At 43.8% G+C, this 17,127-nt stretch carries 13 protein-coding genes; 7 read left to right on the top strand and 6 right to left on the bottom strand.

Annotated elements, in window-relative coordinates; translation table 11 throughout:
- The first annotated feature begins 2 nt into the window (after positions 1-2).
- The gene (malZ, locus tag V1U08_RS17030; RefSeq protein ID WP_330471069.1) at positions 3-1,829 is read left to right on the top strand and encodes a maltodextrin glucosidase; all 1,827 of its coding nucleotides are present in this window, start codon (positions 3-5) and stop codon (positions 1,827-1,829) included.
- 77 nt (positions 1,830-1,906) lie between these two features.
- Positions 1,907-3,370, top strand: coding sequence for a sensor domain-containing diguanylate cyclase (locus V1U08_RS17035; RefSeq protein ID WP_020335658.1), 1,464 nt, complete (start codon positions 1,907-1,909; stop codon positions 3,368-3,370).
- A gap of 49 nt (positions 3,371-3,419) precedes the next feature.
- On the opposite strand, the gene dusC is transcribed toward V1U08_RS17035, so the two are convergent.
- A complete protein-coding gene (gene dusC, locus V1U08_RS17040) occupies positions 3,420-4,388 on the bottom strand; it encodes a tRNA dihydrouridine(16) synthase DusC (RefSeq protein WP_020335657.1) in 969 nt (322 codons plus the stop codon).
- A gap of 169 nt (positions 4,389-4,557) precedes the next feature.
- Here dusC and V1U08_RS17045 point away from each other — a divergent pair, with 169 nt between their 5' ends.
- A complete protein-coding gene (locus V1U08_RS17045) occupies positions 4,558-5,166 on the top strand; it encodes an SEC-C metal-binding domain-containing protein (RefSeq protein WP_118118961.1) in 609 nt (202 codons plus the stop codon).
- A gap of 78 nt (positions 5,167-5,244) precedes the next feature.
- On the opposite strand, the gene dsbB is transcribed toward V1U08_RS17045, so the two are convergent.
- Both dsbB and nhaB read right to left on the bottom strand, forming a co-directional pair.
- The gene (gene dsbB, locus V1U08_RS17050; protein WP_024372816.1) at positions 5,245-5,781 is read right to left on the bottom strand and encodes a disulfide bond formation protein DsbB; all 537 of its coding nucleotides are present in this window, start codon (positions 5,779-5,781) and stop codon (positions 5,245-5,247) included.
- Positions 5,782-5,863: 82 nt separating this feature from the next.
- The gene (gene nhaB / locus V1U08_RS17055) at positions 5,864-7,450 is read right to left on the bottom strand and encodes a Na(+)/H(+) antiporter NhaB (RefSeq protein WP_014232509.1); all 1,587 of its coding nucleotides are present in this window, start codon (positions 7,448-7,450) and stop codon (positions 5,864-5,866) included.
- A 641-nt stretch (positions 7,451-8,091) separates the two neighbouring features.
- Between nhaB and fadR the strand changes: the two genes are divergently transcribed.
- On the top strand, positions 8,092-8,931 hold the full coding sequence (fadR, locus tag V1U08_RS17060; RefSeq protein ID WP_014232508.1) for a fatty acid metabolism transcriptional regulator FadR: 840 nt from the start codon (positions 8,092-8,094) through the stop codon (positions 8,929-8,931).
- Between the two features lie 80 nt (positions 8,932-9,011).
- On the opposite strand, the gene V1U08_RS17065 is transcribed toward fadR, so the two are convergent.
- Complete coding sequence (locus V1U08_RS17065) at positions 9,012-9,818, bottom strand: hypothetical protein (protein ID WP_014232507.1); 807 nt, start codon at positions 9,816-9,818, stop codon at positions 9,012-9,014.
- A 214-nt stretch (positions 9,819-10,032) separates the two neighbouring features.
- Positions 10,033-12,108: a methionine--tRNA ligase gene (gene metG / locus V1U08_RS17070; RefSeq protein ID WP_330471070.1), complete on the bottom strand. Its 2,076-nt coding sequence runs from the start codon at positions 12,106-12,108 to the stop codon at positions 10,033-10,035.
- A gap of 161 nt (positions 12,109-12,269) precedes the next feature.
- Between metG and apbC the strand changes: the two genes are divergently transcribed.
- The 3 genes from apbC to V1U08_RS17085 all read left to right on the top strand — a co-directional run bounded on the left by apbC (position 12,270) and on the right by V1U08_RS17085 (position 16,443).
- On the top strand, positions 12,270-13,346 hold the full coding sequence (gene apbC, locus V1U08_RS17075; protein ID WP_329350801.1) for an iron-sulfur cluster carrier protein ApbC: 1,077 nt from the start codon (positions 12,270-12,272) through the stop codon (positions 13,344-13,346).
- A 191-nt stretch (positions 13,347-13,537) separates the two neighbouring features.
- Positions 13,538-14,179 (top strand): uridine kinase, encoded by a 642-nt coding sequence (gene udk, locus V1U08_RS17080; protein WP_014232504.1) that lies wholly within the window; start codon positions 13,538-13,540, stop codon positions 14,177-14,179.
- Between the two features lie 188 nt (positions 14,180-14,367).
- Complete coding sequence (locus V1U08_RS17085; RefSeq protein WP_330471071.1) at positions 14,368-16,443, top strand: AsmA family protein; 2,076 nt, start codon at positions 14,368-14,370, stop codon at positions 16,441-16,443.
- A 66-nt stretch (positions 16,444-16,509) separates the two neighbouring features.
- Here V1U08_RS17085 and cobO read toward each other — a convergent pair whose 3' ends face one another.
- On the bottom strand, positions 16,510-17,115 hold the full coding sequence (gene cobO / locus V1U08_RS17090; RefSeq protein ID WP_014232502.1) for a cob(I)yrinic acid a,c-diamide adenosyltransferase: 606 nt from the start codon (positions 17,113-17,115) through the stop codon (positions 16,510-16,512).
- Between the last annotated feature and the right edge of the window lie 12 nt (positions 17,116-17,127).

Consider the following 17,127-nt stretch of genomic DNA (forward strand, 5'->3'; position numbering starts at 1 on the left):
CTATGACCCTTCCTTTCATTTTCCACAGTCAGACGTTGGATGGTCTTTCTTTCAACGAAGAAGCTATAACAGTCACGCTTAAGACGGAGAGCCTGGATTTTGATCGTGTCTATGTTCGCTCCGAGCCTGATAACGAAGAATATCTGACTGAAATGCATCCGGCGGGAACTTCTGGAGAACTAAAACTCTGGAAAGCAACCTTTGCCCCTAATAAGGACCGAGATGTCTCTCACTACGTATTTAAGCTCGTTCTGGGCGAGCAGCAGTTTTGGCTGGATGGAAGAGGCGTACAGTCGCGTATTCCGCCAAAAGAGTTTCACTTTAAATTGAATGTGAATAACCAGCCACCTACATGGGTACAACAGCAGATCTTCTACCAAATTTTTCCAGACCGTTTTGCTCCAAGTAAGGATGAAAAATCGATTCGACATGCCTACGGCGAATACAATCCTGAAGCGATAGTAAAGTCATGGGGGGAAGCGGTTGGGGAGCACCAGAATACCGGAGCCAAAGAGTTTTTTGGTGGCGACCTGAACGGCGTTGAGCAGAAGCTGGATTATCTTGAAAATCTGGGCGTGACAGCTTTGTATTTCAATCCGATCTTCCGCTCTCCGAGTAACCATAAATACGACACCACTGACTATTTCAACATAGACCCAATGTTTGGAAGCAATGAGCAGTTTGCTCAGTTGTGCAACAAGATACGTTCTAAACAAATGAAAATTGTTTTGGATGCAGTATTTAATCACACTTCAGTTCACCATCCTTGGTTTGATGTGAAAATGGAAGGTGATGGGGCATATGGCCATCCTGCCTCGAAGTATCGCAATTACTATTTCTTTGACGATGACAGCAATCATTACATCGGCTGGAAAGGTATCAGCAGTTTACCTGTGTTGAACTTCGAGAATAAAGAGGTGCGGGATTACATTTATCAAGGCAAACACGCGGTGATCAAACACTGGCTAAAAGCCCCTTACTCTGTTGATGGCTGGCGCTTTGATGTGATTCATATGCTCGGAGAGGGAGAAGGAGCAAAAAATAACGCTCATTACGTCGAAGCGTTCCGTAAAGCGACAAAGTCGGTGAACCCGAATGCCTATGTCCTTGGAGAACATTTTTTTGAGGCAACTCAGTGGCTACAGGGTGATCAAGAAGATGGAGCAATGAATTATTACGGCTTTGCTCATCCCGTAAGAGCATTTATTGCCAAGCAAGATATCATGTACGATCCTATCCAGATCAATGCATTAGAGTTCAAAGAGTGGTTAGATGAAGCAAGAATGAAGATTCCATTTGCGAACCAGCTATCCCAACTCAATCAACTTGATAGCCATGATACGGCGCGATTCATCACTCTTGTAAGCCGTAGCGAAGACAAAATGCACATCGCGCTAACTTTGTTAATGACTTATGTCGGTACACCTTGCCTTTATTACGGCAGCGAAGTTGGGCTGGAAGGCGGATTAGATCCTGATAACCGACGTTGTTTCCCTTGGCATGAAGTGGCGAACTCTGAATGGTTGGGTATTTATCGACGCTGGATAGAGATTCGTAAAAAGTTCAAATGCCTACAATCCGGCAGTATTCAATGGCTTTATTGCCATAATGACGCGTTGGTATATGCGAGACAGTTGAAAGACGAAGCGGTCATTGTTGCAATCAACACCAGTGAAAAAGCGGTGAGTATTGAGCTACCACTATGGCAGTTAGGTCTGAGTGCGAAAAGCTTGCACAACATATTGGATGACCGTGAAGTCATTGATTATAAGAATAGCCTTAGCATTAATCTTCCTGCGGAGAGCGGTAAAATATGGCGGCTAAAGTGACACTTTTGTCTACCTTTATTAAAGTAGTTGAATATGTTCGTTCACTTCAACATCCATCCTCTTACTTATGGTACTGAATGTTTAATAAAAGACGTTTTAGCAACTCATTTGTTATTTTTTTCCCGCTTACTTTATTTGTGGTGGTGTTACTTGTCAGTGCCAAAAACTATTACGACGCGGTTAACCGCAACTTAGATAGTGAGTATGCGCGGATTGAGCGTGCGATCGTTCGCGGTATGAAGGTTCTCACTGCACTTGATTACAGTTTCAGTAACTTTACCAATAAAGAGAACCCATTATCTGGCGGTCATAGTTACTTAGTGAAAGACGGCTTTTGCTACATTTGGCCCATTCAAATGTCTCGGGTACAAGAAGTTGATGAAGGTAATCCGCCGTCCGAGCTTGATTACATGCTTGTGGGTATTGAGAAATTGTGTGAAAAAGGCTCTGAAATTAACAAATTAGCAGAACAAAAAGCGGGCTTCGCACCATCGCTGTCTTTTCTTCATGATATAGAGCCTCACATAGTTGGCATCCATTACATTGATAAGCGCGGATACATTATTTCGTCGCCTGACACCTACGCGAAGAACGTCACAAAAGAGCTTTTATTAACATTGAAGGCACGTCCATTCTGGCAAAAAACCGCTCAGGACAAGGTTAATATTACTTTAGCTGGGCCGGGGCCAATCCTAGATTCGATGCAAGGGAAAGTTATTACATTGGCAGTGCCTTACTATGAGAACGGTGTTCACCAAGGTGCGTTGTCTATCGACTTTAATTTGGATTTATTGCTTAACAGCTCGGCGCGTTTTGCGGGCAAGTTGCATTTAGTTTCGAACATTGAAGCGCTTCCTAACAATGCCGTTCGAATTAAACCCATTGATCTAGAGCGTTTGAGCGCCAATCATAGCCTTTATTATGAGTACGATTTGTGGAGCGAGATTAAAAACTTAGTCGTGTTACAAAAGTACAGCATTATTGTCGCGCTGTTTATTTATGTTCTGTGCACTATCGTGATTTTTTACGTCAATATGCACACTGAACGACGTTATTTTAAAGATCTTGCTGCAAAAGACCCGATGACCGGGTTATTGAACCGTCGAGGGATGGAAGCGGTTTGGCGCAATAAAATGACCAAACAGAAGGTTGCATTAGCGGTTTTTGATATCGATAACTTCAAAGCAATTAATGACAATTACGGTCACGATGTGGGTGATATTGCCATTCAACTTGTCGCTAAGTGTATACGTGAGAATATACGCCATACCGATGTGGCCTCTCGTTTTGGAGGCGAAGAGTTTGTGTTAGCGATATATGGCGAAGACAGTGAGTCGATGATGAGGATACTCGAACGAGTAAGAAAAACCATCGTAGAGCGCTCGACGCGTGTCACTAGCAGTGGATTCACCGTGTCAGGAGGCGTTGTTTTCTGTTCAGAAGGCGGAGATAAAAGCTTTGATGAGTTGTTTAAAGCGGCGGATGAAAAGTTGTATCAGGCAAAGCATAGCGGAAAAAATCAAATTTGTTATGCGTGCTGAAATGGATGTAAAAAAGGGCGAATTGTCGCCCTTTTGAATGTTTAAAGACTTAAGCCACTTTTGATGTCGCTTGCACCAATTCATCGCGATATCGTTGAATATGTTCAACGATGGGTGCGGCTTTATTAAAGGTGCGGATTTCACGGAACAAATCTTGTGCTTCTGGGTAAGATTGACGCAAATAAGCGAACCATTGTTTAACTCGGTTCGGGTAGTACAGCCCTTTGTCGCCTTTCATTTCGAACTTAGAGTAGTAAATCAGCAATTCAACTACTTCCGGCCAGGACATAGGCTGGTGGTTGTGTTTAACCATATTGCCTAAATTTGGAATGTTAAATGCGCCTCGGCAAACCATGAGGGAATCAACACCTGTGGTTTCAATGCAGCGTTGACCATCTTCGTGGTTCCAGATTTCCCCATTAGCAATTAATGGAATAGAGAATCGCTCGCGGATCTTCGTAATGTATTCCCATTTGATCTCCGATGCTTTATAGCCGCCTTGCTTTGTGCGAGCGTGGACCGTTAGTTCATTTGCACCGGCCGACTGGATCGCATCGACAATCTCAAAGCAATCTTCAGGGTTTTCCCAACCCAGGCGGATTTTCGCGCTAACCGGGATGTTTTCAGGAACCGCTTCACGGCATGCTTTTACGACTTGGTGAATCAACTCTGGATGTTGAAGAAGTGCTGCGCCACCTTTACTTTTGTTCACCATTTTTGCTGGGCAGCCAAAGTTGATATCGATACCACGAGCGCCAAGCTCAGCCGCTTTGATAGCGTTCTCGGCCATCCAGTTTGGTTCTTGACCTAACAATTGAACATGTACTGGTACACCAGATGCAGTTTGAGACCCTTGCAGAAGCTCCGGACACAAACGATGAAATACGTGATCCGGTAATAACTGATCGATAACTCGAACGAATTCAGTAACGCAGAGATCATAGTCGTTTATTTCGGTCAAAATTTGGCGCATCAAATGGTCTAAAACGCCTTCCATTGGGCCTAATACAACTCGCATAGTTTGCCTAGTACAGTTTGGTGATAAAAGGAGGGCGATTGTAGCGATGTAAGCCTAGTTTGTCATTAAAAGACTCGAAGCACGCAAACTTATCAAACCGGTATGCCGAGGTTACTTGAGTTAAAGCTCTGGGGTATAATGCCGGCAAATTTATGGGAAACCAGATGTCATGCAATATACATTGATTGAGAAGGGTGAGGTTCAACTAGATGAATCTTCACTGTTTATTGAAGGGGCTGTGTTAGCTGCAAACCTGACCACTAAGCCCTTGGCACCAGAGACTTGGTTAGAGCCGCTACTAGGCGCTGACTTTAAAGCCATTCAACCTGTGGTTGAAGAGCAGATTCACAAGCAGCACAACCGCATTCTGCGTAACGAGTATTCAGTACTTGCTCTTACAGACAATAATTCCGAGCAACTGGCTGATTTCGCTGAAGGATTCATGTCGGTTTGGCCGATGATTGAAGAACAGTGGCAAGGTACCGAGCTCAATGACGGTTTACAGCGCATGCTGCAAGCTTTGCTCACGACGATGATGCTAGCGATCGATGAATCTACGACTCAACAACAGATGCGTGATGCAGGTATTGAAAATCCGCCGGCACTGAGTGATTTGATTGATCAACTTGACTTGATGATCAGTGAGGCGGCATTGGGTGCAGACGAGCTCATGGTTGGGAACAAAGCAAAGAGTCTCAATCCATTTAAAGGTGTGGGTCGTAACGATCCTTGTCCATGTGAGAGTGGCAAAAAATTCAAGCAGTGTTGTGGTAAGTAATCAGGTTGTTCTGATTTAATACCGAAGATTAATAAAGCCGACCACGAGGTCGGCTTTGTCGTTATTTGGGTTTATGTTTTAAAGAATTGGGTTCTTACGTCTTGCTGGGAAAAACTGAGCAATCACGACCAGAGCGAGAAAGACCAGATTACCTGCAAAAATAACTGCTAACCATTGTGGCATGGATAGCGTTAAGAACTGCCACACAATCTCAGAACAATCGCCATAGGCTTCAAACATCCAAGGTGCCCACTGGTTTAACGGTGCCCAGCTTGGGAAAGTCACGAATACGTCACAGGTAGCAAATGGCGATGGATTGAACTGATAATCGACGTGCTGTAGCGCAAGCAACAAGCCTTTGTAGGCACTAAGTCCCCATGCGATCAGACCTAGCCATCGGAAGAGTGGGTTACTCGGTGAAATAAATCCGATAATTGCAGCTCCGCCTATGCCTAGCATAGCCACTCGCTCGTAAATACACATTACACATGGTGCCAACATCATGACATGCTGAAAGTAGAGGGCACATGCTTCAAAGAAAATGATAAACAAGAGAAGAAGCATCCAAGATAAGCGCCCCTTGGAAAACTGGTTTAGTGATCTAAAAATATTCACGGTTTCAATCCTGTCTGAAAATAAAAAGCTCTGATTACTCAGAGCTTTTTATCGTGTATAAGTTTCTTAATCAACTTAAATATTAATGTCCACCAGATACTGCTGGAGTTAAATCAACATTGTGCAGAGTTATCCAGCCCGCTTCGTAGAAAGACGCGGTTGCTGGTTCTAAGAAGAACATAATCCCCATCAGACCTACAATTGCCAACACTACGGTATAAGGCAATGCCATGATAACCATTCGACCATAAGAAAGGCGAATAAGTGGTGCAAGTGCTGAAGTCAGCAAGAATAGGAACGCTGCTTGTCCGTTTGGCGTTGCAACTGAAGGCAGGTTAGTACCTGTGTTGATAGCCACAGCCAGCAAATCGAACTGCTCACGAGTAATCAAGCCTTCAACAAGAGCGGTTTTCACTTCGTTAATGTAAACCGTACCAACAAACACGTTGTCCGAAACCATGGATAGTAAGCCGTTGGCGACATAGAACAGAGCGAGCTGTGTCCCTTTGTCTTCTACAGCAAGTACGGCATCAATAACGGGTTTAAATAGCTGTTGGTCGATGATGACGGCAACGATAGAGAAGAACACCGCAAGTAGGGAGGTAAAAGGTAGAGCTTCTTCAAACGCTTTACCCATCGAGTGCTCATCAATAACACCAGTAAACGAGGTCGCAAGAATTATCACCGACAGACCAATCAGACCAACTGCCGCTAAGTGTAGTGCGAGAGCCACAATTAGCCATACTGCGATAAAGCCCTGCACCCATAGCTTCGCCACGTCTTGTTTGGTTCGAGTTTTACGCTCTTCGCGGTCGTAGTCCACGAGAATTTGGCGAACATTATTTGGCAGTTTTGAGCCATATCCAAAGACTTTTAGTTTTTCTACGAGCGCACAAGTAATGAGGCCACAGAAGAGTACAGGTAAAGTAACTGGCGACATACGAATCAGGAATTCACCAAAAAACCAACCCGCTTGGTCGGCAATAATCAGGTTCTGAGGTTCACCAACCATAGTGGTTACACCGCCAAGTGCGGTACCCACACCTGCGTGCATCAGCAATGAACGTAAAAATGCGCGGTAGTTTTCTAAGTCATCACGAGTCAGCTCGGTGATGGTGTCATCTTGTGTATGGTCATGGTCACCAATAGGGTTTCCTGAAGCCACTTTGTGGTAAATCGAGTAGAAGCCCACTGCTACGCTGATAACAACGGCAATAACGGTCAGTGCATCCAAGAACGCGGACAAAAATGCCGCAGCAAAACAGAATGCGAGTGACAGTAGCGTTTTTGAGCGAATGCCAAGTAATATTTTGGTAAAAATAAACAGCAGAAGGTGTTTCATGAAGTAAATGCCAGCAACCATGAATATTAGAAGTAGTAACACTTCAATATTCGCTACCAATTCATGCTTCACTTGTGCAGGGCTAGTCATCCCAATTGCTATGGCTTCTATTGCTAGTAAACCACCCGGTTGTAGTGGATAGCATTTTAATGCCATTGCTAGCGTGAAAATAAATTCAGCGACCAGCAACCAACCTGCAATAAATGGACTGACAAAAAAGAAAACAAGAGGGTTAATTATTAAGAAGGCTATAATGGCAACTTTGTACCAATCAGGCGCTTTACCTAGAAAGTTCTTGATAAAAGCGTTTCCGAGCGATATCGGCATGATAAATCTCTTTATAATAAATTTATGAATAGACACTACGAAATAGTGCATAAGTACTTGTTTGTTAGACTTATTAGCTAGTCTTTTAAAACAGTAACTTAGTAAAACAACAATCCTTTGTTTTATTGTAGTCTTGCCAAGTTACTTCCTTTGAACTTAAGCACCGCTCACTTTCGATCGCAAACTCTACACGCAGGTTTTTATTAGTCAATAACAAAGCTTAAGGCTTCTGACTTAAACAACTTTTTTAATGTAAGAGCGCGAGCGAACGTGCATTATTATATCATGAAAGTTTTAGAAAACTCCTTTTGGGATTCTAAATGATGACTAGATACGAAAAAATATAATTTAACTGAGAAATTTATTGAGTGGATACAAATTAATTTTTCATATTCTGAATATAAAAATGTGACGAAAGTTTCGTTACTTTCAGGGAAATTATGACTAGTACTTTTTAAGTAAAATGTTGGTTTTACTTGTTATAGGTACGTTAACGATGATTCACTATTGAGACTAACTGTAGAGTTTTTGCTCTACTTGTGGGGTGTTTCAAATATTCTTCGTTAGTTTTCTCAAACCGTTAACTAGTGGTATGATGAGTAGTATCGACCCTCAAAAATCAATATTGGATAAAACGTAGAATGGTCATAAAGGCGAAAAGCCCTGCTGGATTTGCAGAAAAGTACATTATCGAGAGCATTTGGAACGGCCGTTTTCCTCCAGGCTCAATTTTACCTGCTGAGCGTGAGCTGTCTGAACTGATCGGTGTTACGCGCACGACGCTGCGAGAGGTTCTTCAACGATTAGCACGTGATGGATGGTTGACTATCCAGCATGGCAAACCAACAAAAGTAAACCAATTCATGGAGACGTCAGGTCTGCATATTTTGGATACGTTGATGACCCTGGATGTCGATAACGCAACGAATATTGTAGAAGATCTGCTTGCAGCACGCACCAACATCAGCCCAATCTTCATGCGTTACGCGTTCAAGATGAATAAAGAAAGCTCTGAGCGTACAATCAAGAACGTGATTGAGTCTTGTGAAGCGCTTATGAATGCCCCGTCTTGGGATGAATTTATCGCCTCTTCTCCGTATGCAGACAAGGTGCTGCAGAACGTTAAAGAAGAGAACGAAAAAGACGAGGCGAAGCGACAAGAGATCCTTATCGCTAAAACGTTCAACTTCTACGACTATATGTTGTTCCAGCGTTTAGCATTCCATTCTGGCAACCAGATTTACGGTCTTATCTTTAACGGATTGAAAAAGCTGTATGACCGTGTCGGCAGCTACTACTTCTCAAATCCGGCTTCACGCGAGTTGGCGTTGAAATTCTACCGTCAGCTTCTGGAAACGTGTGAAAATGCGGAGCGTGATCAGCTTCCTGTTGTTATTCGTCACTACGGTATCGAAAGCGCGTTGATCTGGAACGAAATGAAGAAGCAGTTACCAACTAGCTTTACCGAAGATGATAGCTAAGTTTTAATACTTACTCATGGTTCTGAAAAGCCGCAGACTTAGTCTGCGGTTTTTTATTGTCTTCTTTTCAGTAGTGTCGATTACGCTAGTGTGAGTCTGGGAAGAGGTAAGTAAAGTTCTTCAACTATCGTTGAAAGTACATGGTCGTACGTATTAAAAATCGTCAACGATAAATCCGAGGTAATATTGTATAGCTCCTCTTCGGTCAGCCCTGTGACTCTATCTTCAACATAGTCGTGGAGAGCCTGTATAGAACGCACCGCGACTGGTGACGCTATACTGAGTGGGGCGATTACGGCTAATTGATTGAGCTTACGAAGCATAATAGCGGCCGTATTCTTTAAACGCTCTTGATCGGACACATCATCAAAATCTCTGATACAAATTCGTAACTGAGTGAGTGTTTCGAGATTATCAATGATGGCCTGCCAGCTAATATGGTACTCGTCATGGAGTTCGTCTCTTTGCTCAATAGCTAGCCAAGCTATGGTGACTTCATCCATCAAGAACAGGCAGTGACGGATTAGCTTACCATGTTCCATCTGATTACGAGCCACACTGTTGTCTTGCCACTGCTCCAGCATTTTGTTTACGTTTATCTGTAAGACTCGATACATAGGCTTGTTTTCTGAGCGAGATGATTCCACAAGAAGATACAGTTTCTGAGTCAAAGCCTGATTAAGATCCTCTATTTCCTGTTCTTTATTTTTGTTGAATTGAATAGAGTAGTGTGTCGCGGCACGATGACGACGAAGTAGGTGCACTACATCACGTAGTAGCGTTAGTAACTGATATTTACTTGCATGTTGCTGCTCTCGTTTTGATGAGAGATGGTAAATACCAGCGAGAATTACTATAGACAGTAATGTCGAAATCAAAACAAACATGACTAACTCCTTGTTAGTTCTTAAGACCTAGCTAAGGTAGTCATGCAAAAATTATTCCCAACCAATGGTGCATATAAACAGGGCCAGATAGACCTATATTGTTATTTTTGCTCGTTTTTGGTGCGATAAATGCACAGTATTGTGAAATTGATCAAAAAATCCCCACCAGTTTGGCGGGGATTTATCAAGGTCGTTAGCTTTAACGCGTTAATGATTACATTACGCGCATGCCAGGTTGAGCGCCTTCGTGTGGCTCAAGGATCCATAGGTCGCTGCCACCAGGGCCCGCTGCTAGGATCATGCCTTCTGACATACCAAACTTCATCTTACGAGGTTTGAGGTTTGCTACCATTACCGTTAGCTTGCCTTCTAGCTCTTCAGGTTTGTACGCTGACTTGATGCCAGAGAACACTTGGCGAGTTTCACCACCAATATCTAGCTGGAATTTAAGCAGTTTGTTTGCTTTTGGTACTTCTTCACAAGAGATGATTCGAGCGATACGCATATCGACTGCAGCAAAAGCGTCGAACTCAATCTCTTCTGCGATTGGATCTTTGTCTAGCTCAGTTTGGCTAGCCTTGTTCTTTTCTGCTTCGGCTTTCTCTTTCGCCGCCATTTCTGCCGCCGCATCTTCTTTTGACGCTTCGATCATCGCTTCGATGTTCTTAGGATCAATACGGTTGAACAGTGCTTTGAACTTAGTGATTTCGTGACCTGTTAGCGGCGCAGCGATGTTTTCCCAAGTCAGTTCTTGGTTTAGGAACGCTTCAGTACGTGCAGCAAGTGCTGGCATTACTGGTTTTAGGTAAGTCATCAGCACGCGGAACAGGTTGATACCCACAGAACAGATTTCTTGTAGTTCCTGATCTTTGCCTTCTTCCTTCGCCACAACCCATGGTGCTTTTTCGTCAACATATTGGTTTGCTTTGTCTGCTAGCGCAGTGATTTCACGGATTGCACGACCAAATTCACGCGTTTCGTAAAGTTCAGCGATACGGTCAGCCGCAGCAACGAACTCGTTGTACAGCTCAGGCTCTGCAAAGTTGTCAGAAAGTTTGCCTTCAAAACGTTTTGCAATGAAGCCAGCGTTACGTGATGCCAGGTTCACGATCTTGTTCACAACGTCAGCGTTTACGCGCTGAGTGAAGTCTTCAAGGTTAAGGTCCAGGTCATCGATACGGCTGTTTAGCTTCGCAGCGTAGTAGTAACGCAGACATTCTGGGTCTAGGTGCTCTAGGTAAGTGCTCGCTTTGACGAAGGTACCTTTAGACTTAGACATTTTCGCACCGTTTACTGTTACGTAACCGTGTACGAATACGTTGTTTGGCTTGCGGAAGCCAGAACCGTCTAGCATTGCTGGCCAGAATAGGCTGTGGAAGTAAACAATGTCTTTACCGATGAAGTGGTACAGTTCAGTTGAGCTGTCTTTATTCCAGTACTCGTCGAAGTCTAGATCGTCGCGCTTGTCACATAGGTTTTTGAAAGAACCCATGTAGCCGATAGGTGCGTCTAGCCATACGTAGAAGAACTTGTTCTTCTCACCTGGGATCTCGAAACCAAAGTAAGGCGCATCACGCGAGATGTCCCATTGTTGCAGGCCTGATTCAAACCACTCTTGCATCTTGTTTGCGGTTTCAGATTGCAGAGAGCCAGAGCGAGTCCACTCTTTTAGCATGCTTTCAAACTGAGGCAGGTCGAAGAAGAAGTGCTCAGAATCTTTCATTACTGGAGTTGCACCAGAAACGGCAGATTTAGGATTGATCAGTTCTGTCGGGCTGTAGGTCTCACCACAGTTGTCGCAGTTGTCACCATACTGGTCTTCAGACTTACATTTAGGGCACGTACCTTTTACAAAACGGTCCGGTAGGAACATTTCTTTTTCTGGATCGAATAGCTGAGAAATAGTGCGGCTAGAGATAAAGCCGTTTTTCTTCAGCTCAAGGTAGATATGCGAAGCCAGCTCGCGGTTCTCTTCTGAGTGCGTGCTGTGGTAGTTATCAAAGCTGATATCAAAGCCAGCAAAGTCTTTTTGATGCTCTTCGCTAACTGCGGCAATCATCTCTTCAGGAGTAATACCCATCTGTTGCGCTTTAAGCATGATTGGCGTGCCGTGAGCATCGTCAGCACAGATGAAGTTTACAGTGTTGCCGCGTAGGCGTTGGTAACGAACCCAAATGTCCGCTTGGATATGCTCAAGCATGTGGCCAAGGTGGATCGAACCGTTAGCGTACGGAAGGGCACAAGTTACCAGCATTTTTCTTGAAGAAAGAGGTCTTGGATCGTTTGCCATACTTAATATTCGCTTTTCTTGATAGGTATAAAGATTTTTGATGGATAATACTACCGCATGAGCTCACTAACTCCAAGGTGTCAAACTGCGGAATGCCTTAGTTTTTTTGGGGTTCTGATTACGATAGGTCGGTGGTAGCATGGGACTCAAAAGGAGGGCGTATGCATCAGTTCACTTCAAAACAAGATTTTTGTGATTGGTTTAATCAATTTCAACACCCATTGCTGGTGGAAAATTGGTCAGATATTAATGGTGTCGTAACGATAACCGCACAAGGTGGTGTAGATATTACTTTGCCATTTGCAAGTAATGAGCTTAAAACTTCGCTACACCAATGGGTTACGCAGCAGCAAAGCTCCGGGGCTGTGCCTGAGTTTGCGTTTCAAATTGAATTGAGTGTTAAAGCGCTGGAAACCCACGTGACCAATAGCGTTAAAGGCGTAAAAAATATCATTGCGGTCAGTTCGGCCAAAGGTGGCGTAGGTAAATCAACCACAGCAGTAAACTTAGCGTTAGCGATTGCTCAATCCGGTGCAAAAGTTGGTCTGCTGGATGCTGACATCTATGGTCCTTCGGTCCCTATGATGCTTGGTCAAGAAGATGCTAAACCAGAAGTTCGTGATTCAAAATGGATGGAGCCTATTTTGGCTCATGGGATCTATACTCATTCTATTGGTTATCTCGTGGACAAGTCTGAAGCGGCAATTTGGCGTGGTCCTATGGCCTCAAAAGCATTGTCTCAATTGCTTACCGAGACCGACTGGCCTGAGTTGGACTACTTGGTTATCGACATGCCACCAGGTACCGGGGATATACAGCTTACGTTGTCACAGCAAATTCCAGTAACAGGAACCGTATTGGTGACGACACCACAAGACCTGGCATTGGCTGATGCACGTAAAGGTGCAGCAATGTTTAACAAAGTGAATGTGCCTGTTGTGGGTGTGGTTGAAAATATGAGCTACCACATCTGTAGCCAATGTGGAGCAACTGAGCATATATTTGGTATGGGTGGTGCTGAGAAAATGTGTCAGGAGTTTGGTTTAGCGCTGTTAGGTCAAATCCCATTGCATATCGCCATGCGAGAAGACATTGATGCTGGGGTCCCAACGGTTGCGAGAAGACCGGACAGCGAGCATGCAGGCTATTATAAACAGCTAGCAGATCGTGTATGCAGCACGATGTATTGGCAAGGCAAAGCCAAGCCAGATGCAATCAGTTTTACAATGGTGAATTAATTCTTAACTAAGTTTGTTAAGTATTGTGGTTGAAAGTTGCGCATTTTAACGTTTGCCCGGAGGTTAATCCTTCGGGTGGTTAGAAACTTACAACTAAACTCCAATTCCAGCTAGTAACTAAGAGGTGAACTCCCTATAATCACGCGGTTTACCTTTTTATGTCACTAGAAATCATCATCGGGTGCAAATTAATGTCTGATAATAATCATTGCGTCATCGTAGGTATTGCTGGCGCTTCTGCTTCTGGAAAAAGTCTGATCGCGAGCACCATTTACAATGAGCTTCGCGAAAAAGTAGGCGATCATCAAATCGGTGTCATCACGGAAGATTGCTACTACAACGACCAAAGCCACCTAAGCATGGAAGATCGAGTAAAGACTAACTACGACCACCCGAGTGCGTTAGACCACGATCTGCTGTGTGAGCACCTTGAGAAGTTGGTTCGCGGTGAAGCAGTAGAAGTACCTGAGTACAGCTACACTGAGCACACCAGAACAAGTCACACCACTACATTGACGCCTAAAAAGGTCATTATTCTAGAAGGTATTCTTCTTCTTACTGATCCTCGCTTACGTGACCTAATGCACGCGACAGTATTTATGGATACGCCGTTAGATATCTGTCTGCTTCGTCGTGTTAAGCGCGATGTTGAAGAGCGTGGCCGAACAATGGAATCCGTTCTAAAGCAATATCAACAGACAGTGCGTCCGATGTTCATGCAGTTTATCGAACCTTCTAAGCAATATGCGGATATCATTGTTCCTCGTGGTGGTAAAAACCGCATCGCGATTGACGTACTTAAAGCTCATATTGCAAGACTTTTGAAAGCATAAGCCTCTAAACAGCTATATCGCTTTATTTTTGTAAAAAGAAGTGGCACCTTAGGTGTTACTTCTTTTTTTTGTTTTTAAATTAATCAGTTGCACTACAATAAAGGATAAATTAACGCTTTCACGGAACTGTCAGCGATAGAACAAATCAACTATTATGAATTTAAAAACACACGAGCAAGGATAAACAAATGAAGAAACTGCTCTTAATTATTGCAATACCAGTTGTGCTAGTCGTTGGGGCGATTCTCGCTTTAACTATTTTTGTAAACCCTAATCAATTTAAACCCCTTATCGTTGAACAAGCCCAAAAACAAACGGGATTGGAGTTAGTGATAGAAGGGGATCTTAGCTGGCAATTCTTCCCGTCCATTGGTCTTGAGCTAGGTCGTACGGAGCTAAGAAATCCACAAGGCTTCAGTCAGCCAAATCTGTTCAAAGTGGATACCGTGAGCGTAGATGTGTCGGTTACTCCGTTGTTCAGCAAGCAGTTGGAAATTGGCAATGTCACACTTGATGGTGCCGAGTTTTATCTTGAAACCAAGAAGGATGGCAGCAAAAACATTGATGCTCTGACAAAAGCGCAACAATCGCAACAAACGGATAGTGCTGCATCGGAACAGAGCACAGAAACTCAGCAGTCAGGTTCTGATTGGGCGATCAACCTTGCTGGTGTCACCGTATCTAATGGTTCTTTAGAGATTCAGGATAAGCAAGCCGACAGCTACACCAAGCTGTATGATATTTCTCTCAACCTTTCTGAATTTGCTTTTGACAATTGGACGACAGCAGATTTCGGTATAAAAGGTGAGATGAATGACCAGAAGTTCACCGCGCAAGGTCAGGCGGACTTTAAATTAGCTAAAGGTCTTGCAAGTTACGAGCTAAAGAACATCAAGTTTGATGCCACTTACGCTGATCCAAGCAACAACATCGAATCGGCTAACATCACTTTGGATACTTTTGCATTTGATACCGTTAATAACCTTAGCTATGCCCTGAAAGGCAGTGCTGCGGATATGAAGTTGGACATGCAAGGCGCCGCTCAGCTCAGTATCGACAACGCGATCAGCAAAGTACAATTAGACAAGTTATCACTTAAATCGACTTTTGAAGGTGAGACTTTGCCTCAATCACCAATGAAGGTGGATATGTTGTCTGATTTGTCTTTTGATCTGAACAAAAGCCACTTGAGTTTTGTGTTGGAGAAGCTCACAGCAAATGCTATCGAGCTAGACGGCAAAGCGGATGTGACTTTGAGCGATATCCCGAAAGTTCGTTTTGCGCTGCATAGTCCAAATATTGATTTGGATGAATTCCTGGGGCTAAACCAACAATCTGGTGACAAATCGGCATCAACTAGCGAAGCCAGCCAAACAGGTCCTGAAGTAGAACCTGATTTGTCAGCACTGAAGACGCTGGATGTTAAAGGTGACATCTCGATAGACAAATTCAAAGCGGCAAACGCAAAAATGGAGGCCGTGAAGGCAAGCTTTACGGTCAACCGTGGCGTAGCTGAGCTCACTTCATTCAGCTCGAAACTCTATCAAGGTACGATTAACGCGAAAGCACAATTGGATGCTCGTAAAACGCCAGCGACATACATTGCCACGAGTACGATTAAAGGTGTGAAAGTACAGCCGTTATTAGTGGATGTTGCAGACAATGATAAGTTGGAAGGTACCGGTAATATAGACGTCAATGTAAAAGGCAGCAGCCTGACACCGACTGGTATTAAACAGAACCTAGTGGGCACAGTGGCGATTAACTTTGCTGATGGTGCTGTTCATGGCATTAACGTGGCACAGTTAATTCGAGAAAACTACGCAAAATTCAAAGGTCAGTCCGTTGAAAGCACGAAGGAAGTGAAGAAAACGGACTTCAGTGCAATGACAGCGACGTTGAAGCTAAACAAAGGCGTAGTATCAACGGATGATATGAAAGCACAGTCACCACTGCTTCGTGTTCGTGGTAATGGTAAAGCAAATTACCTCAACGAAACCGTCGATTTCACTATCAGTACGTCAATTGTCGGCACGTTAGAAGGGCAAGGTGGTAAGAATATCGATGAGCTGAAAGACATTACGATACCAATCAATGTGTCTGGTAAGTGGGCAGACCCTAAATTCAAACTGGTATTCGATGATGTGCTGAAACAAAAAGCACAAAAAGAAATTGACCGTGGTGTAGAGAAACTGACGGATAAGATAAAAGACGAAAAGACTAAAGAAGCGGTTGATGGTTTACTGAAAAACTTGTTCAACTAACTTCATTCAATAAGTAAAGGGTTGGCATATTGCCAACCCTTTTTATTTTTATGGCTAGTCGTCAAACTACCAATCGACACCTTTCAAGGCTTTTACGCCGGACTCGAAAGCGTGTTTCACGTTTTTCACCTCAGATACGGTGTCGGCCATTTCAATCAATGTACGATGCGCGCCACGTCCTGTGATGACAACGGACTGCATTTTAGGGCGATTGTTGAGTGCTTCTACTACCTCGTCTAAATCTATGTAGCCGTAACTCACCATGTAAGTCAGTTCGTCAAACAGAACGACATCGAGCGATTCGTCTTGCAGCATGCGCTTACACTCTTGCCAGACCAATTGCGCAGCTTCAGTGTCTGCCGCTTTGTTTTGCGTTTCCCAGGTAAAGCCTGTCGCCATAACTTGAAATTCAACACCTAATTTCTCAAGCAGGTTACGTTCACCGTTATCCCAAGTGCCTTTAATAAATTGAGCTACAGCGCAATTTAAACCATGCCCTACAGCACGAGCTACCGTGCCAAAGCCAGACGTTGATTTACCCTTGCCATTTCCTGTAATAATCAGGAGCAGGCCTTTTTCTTCCTGGGCGGCCGCGATTTTAGCGTCTACCTGTTCTTTCACTTTCTGTTGGCGAGCCTTGTGACGGGCTTCTTTATTTTCTTCGATAGACATATCAGTACCTCA

Source organism: Vibrio sp. YYF0003, from assembly GCF_036350715.1.
In the GTDB taxonomy this organism is placed as follows: domain Bacteria; phylum Pseudomonadota; class Gammaproteobacteria; order Enterobacterales; family Vibrionaceae; genus Vibrio; species Vibrio natriegens.

Excerpts from the sequence above, each read along its gene's own strand:
- V1U08_RS17045 (WP_118118961.1), top strand. The coding sequence starts at position 4,558 with ATGCAATATACATTGATTGAGAAGGGTGAGGTTCAACTAGATGAATCT.
- nhaB (WP_014232509.1), bottom strand. The coding sequence starts at position 7,450 with ATGCCGATATCGCTCGGAAACGCTTTTATCAAGAACTTTCTAGGTAAA.
- fadR (WP_014232508.1), top strand. The coding sequence starts at position 8,092 with ATGGTCATAAAGGCGAAAAGCCCTGCTGGATTTGCAGAAAAGTACATT.
- metG (WP_330471070.1), bottom strand. The coding sequence starts at position 12,108 with ATGGCAAACGATCCAAGACCTCTTTCTTCAAGAAAAATGCTGGTAACT.
- apbC (WP_329350801.1), top strand. The coding sequence starts at position 12,270 with ATGCATCAGTTCACTTCAAAACAAGATTTTTGTGATTGGTTTAATCAA.
- malZ (WP_330471069.1), top strand. The coding sequence starts at position 3 with ATGACCCTTCCTTTCATTTTCCACAGTCAGACGTTGGATGGTCTTTCT.
- udk (WP_014232504.1), top strand. The coding sequence starts at position 13,538 with ATGTCTGATAATAATCATTGCGTCATCGTAGGTATTGCTGGCGCTTCT.
- V1U08_RS17065 (WP_014232507.1), bottom strand. The coding sequence starts at position 9,818 with ATGTTTGTTTTGATTTCGACATTACTGTCTATAGTAATTCTCGCTGGT.
- cobO (WP_014232502.1), bottom strand. The coding sequence starts at position 17,115 with ATGTCTATCGAAGAAAATAAAGAAGCCCGTCACAAGGCTCGCCAACAG.
- V1U08_RS17085 (WP_330471071.1), top strand. The coding sequence starts at position 14,368 with ATGAAGAAACTGCTCTTAATTATTGCAATACCAGTTGTGCTAGTCGTT.
- V1U08_RS17035 (WP_020335658.1), top strand. The coding sequence starts at position 1,907 with ATGTTTAATAAAAGACGTTTTAGCAACTCATTTGTTATTTTTTTCCCG.
- dusC (WP_020335657.1), bottom strand. The coding sequence starts at position 4,388 with ATGCGAGTTGTATTAGGCCCAATGGAAGGCGTTTTAGACCATTTGATG.